Source organism: Legionella sp. km772, from assembly GCF_003989735.1.
Lineage (GTDB): Bacteria > Pseudomonadota > Gammaproteobacteria > Legionellales > Legionellaceae > Legionella.
This window is the reverse complement of record NZ_RZGQ01000272.1, coordinates 1-2,646: the sequence shown is the minus strand read 5'-3', so window position 1 is coordinate 2,646 and position 2,646 is coordinate 1. Positions and strand designations below refer to the sequence as shown.

Here is a 2,646-nt window from a genome sequence, read left to right as displayed (position 1 = left end):
AAACTCATTTAAATCACTTTGCTATTAAGTACAAATTGATTCTTAGAGCGAACCAGATTGCTTGGCAGGAGCTTAAAAATATGGCAGCTTAAAATTGACCGTGCGTAACATGAGTAAGTTAAAAAATGATCAACGCTCATTAGATTTAACTAATTGGCAGCCTGCTTTAGAAAAATTCGGATGGAGTTTAGTGCGCCCCCCTAGAATTAGGGTATTCTATTCAAATGATGTACTGTACATCGGAGCTGAAATACCCGCTCATCTAATGGCCATAACTAAAAAAGAGGACTTTGAAAGCGCGGTGACGGATTACACACGCACCATAGCTAGCCTTGTTTTTCCTCATTTGCCCATTCAAGACTTGCCCGTCAACAAATTTTTACGTTCGCGGTTTCCAACGTCTCGTGGCGAGCGAGGGGAAGTTATCAACATCAAACCTGATCAAGAATTGGCTTGGGCAGACGGCGAAATTTTGCATGCGGACGTTACTATCTCCAATCATGGCGATAGCCGCTATCTTCCCCACTATCAAACTGGTAGCGGATTTGTCACTGCTTTCTTACAAAATGAACTTTATGAAGAGATTTATACCCGCACCACCTTCACAGAACTAGTTCAACTTGCCAATGAAAAATCAGAAAAGGTCGCTAAAGCAAATGACCAAGTGTATACGCCTATTGATGTTGAGCAGGTTACTCAACAATATATGAAGCTCAATAATAATAATGAGAAAGAAGCTTTACATGCTTTTCAAAATGAACTCTTCATGACTTTTTCTCGTGACATCATTGATGAAAATAAAAAGAAAGTGGGCCGTTATCTAAATGCTATTCATACGCAAGCCTTAAACGCATTAGGGCGTAATTTTGATATGCTAATTAAGATGTATAATAACCATCACCGCACCCATTTAACTGAAGAGCAATTTCATGGCTTCCCACCATCCCAAGTTATCCTCGAACTTTTAAAGACCAATAACACCGGGTTTTTAAGAGAAATTATGCCCCAATTACTTAACACTGATTTTGATAAAGTAGATGATAAGCAATTACTTCACCTACGCAATATGCATATCCAAGATTTTGAGCATAATTTGGATCTTTCTAAAAAAGAACAAGCTCGATTTACTTCTACCCAACATGGCATCCATGGAATTATTACTAATAACTTTAGGGAAAAAATAGATTATATAACGGGCAATCCTGAAATATTAGTGAATAATATCAAGAACATCGCTGATAGTTTAAAAAACAATAAGGTTCTCCATCAACGTGCTGCGATTTCTATCTTTACCGGGGCACACAGTGCAAGCATTAATAAATTCGCTCAAAAAATAGATGAATTAATTAAAAAACATGAGAACGACCCTGAAAAATTGCAAAAAGAATCGCATAAAGCCCTTATTGAATTTCATAGTACTTTAGAAAAAGGAAGTTCAAGACGAACCATGAGCGCTTTACAAGACTTAGTGCAACAAACAGTTGAAGCCACACAAAATCTTTCTGCCGGAGCACAAAGATCGCAATAGGCACAAAATCGTTACTATAACTAGGAGCTAAGGGCTTTAAAAGATTAGCACAAAAGCATCAAGGCCAAGGCATCTAAGTTTAAAGTTGGTAACCCAAGAGTCTGCATTCCGTTCTTTATGCGCGTACTCTAGTCCATGATCTCAAGCAAGATTGTCTGGATCACGCACATAAAGCTCGGTATGTTGACAATATAGTAGGCTTAACTGCGTAATATTTAGATGCGCGTTCTCTGCGAACGCATCAATACTAAATTACTTTCAATCCTCGTAATGATAAGCTCTAGTGCTGACAACACAGATTTTGAGACTATTGCTTATGATGACCATTGTTCATCATGTTAATTTTTAAAATACAGATTCCCGCGAAAAAAATGCGGCTCAGATAAGGTCGTGGCTAATTAAGTTTCTGGACTTAATCAAAACTAATAAGAATTAATTAGGACGTCAGCAGTAAGCGTGAAGCGCGTGGTTGCATTTGACCCCATCTGTACTATGATGAACTGCATTGATAATAATCTCATTAGGAAGGTAGTATTTTTAAGGAGAAAAAAATGCCCAACACAGTGAATCTACACCGAGTAATAAATGCGCCCCCAGAGCGAGTTTTTCAAGCATTTCAAACCCCAGACGCTTTAGCAAAATGGATACCGCCTTATGGCTTTACCTGTCTAATCCATAAGATGGAGTTTCAAGTAGGCGGGGAATATAAAATGTCTTTTAAAAACCTAACGACAGGCAGTCTCCATTCATTCGGTGGCCGATACTTAGAAATTATAAGCAATCAGCTAATAAAATATAGCGATCAATTTGATGATCCGAATTTACTTGGAACGATGTTAACCACTATTACCCTTAGAAAAGTGAGTTGTGGCACAGAGCTAATTATCGTCCAGGAAGGCATACCCGAGATGATTCCAGTAGAGCAATGCTATTTAGGCTGGCAACAGTCGCTTAATTTACTGCTTTTGTTGGTTGAGCCCGAAATCCCCGATAATGCTTAGTAACTCATGTTACGCACATAAACTTGTAGTTTGACTAAAAAGCATTAGAATTCCGCCCTTAATTTTAGGGAGGGAATTAAATGGATATGCTTGATCTTTATAGTGATTATTTGATTT

The 2,646-nt window shown here is 38.1% G+C and carries 3 protein-coding genes; 2 read left to right on the top strand and 1 reads right to left on the bottom strand.

The window, feature by feature from the left end:
- Positions 1 to 8: 8 nt before the first annotated feature.
- Positions 9 to 140 carry a hypothetical protein gene (locus ELY15_RS16630; RefSeq protein ID WP_255411128.1) on the bottom strand — a complete coding sequence of 44 codons (132 nt, stop codon included), beginning with the start codon at positions 138 to 140 and terminating at the stop codon, positions 9 to 11.
- Between the two features lie 50 nt (positions 141 to 190).
- On the opposite strand from ELY15_RS16630, the gene ELY15_RS15095 reads away from it, so the two are divergent.
- Both ELY15_RS15095 and ELY15_RS15090 read left to right on the top strand, forming a co-directional pair.
- A complete protein-coding gene (locus ELY15_RS15095; RefSeq protein WP_158617517.1) occupies positions 191 to 1,528 on the top strand; it encodes a hypothetical protein in 1,338 nt (445 codons plus the stop codon).
- Positions 1,529 to 2,079: 551 nt separating this feature from the next.
- Positions 2,080 to 2,529, top strand: coding sequence for an SRPBCC family protein (locus ELY15_RS15090; RefSeq protein WP_127101473.1), 450 nt, complete (start codon positions 2,080 to 2,082; stop codon positions 2,527 to 2,529).
- Positions 2,530 to 2,646: the final 117 nt, after the last annotated feature.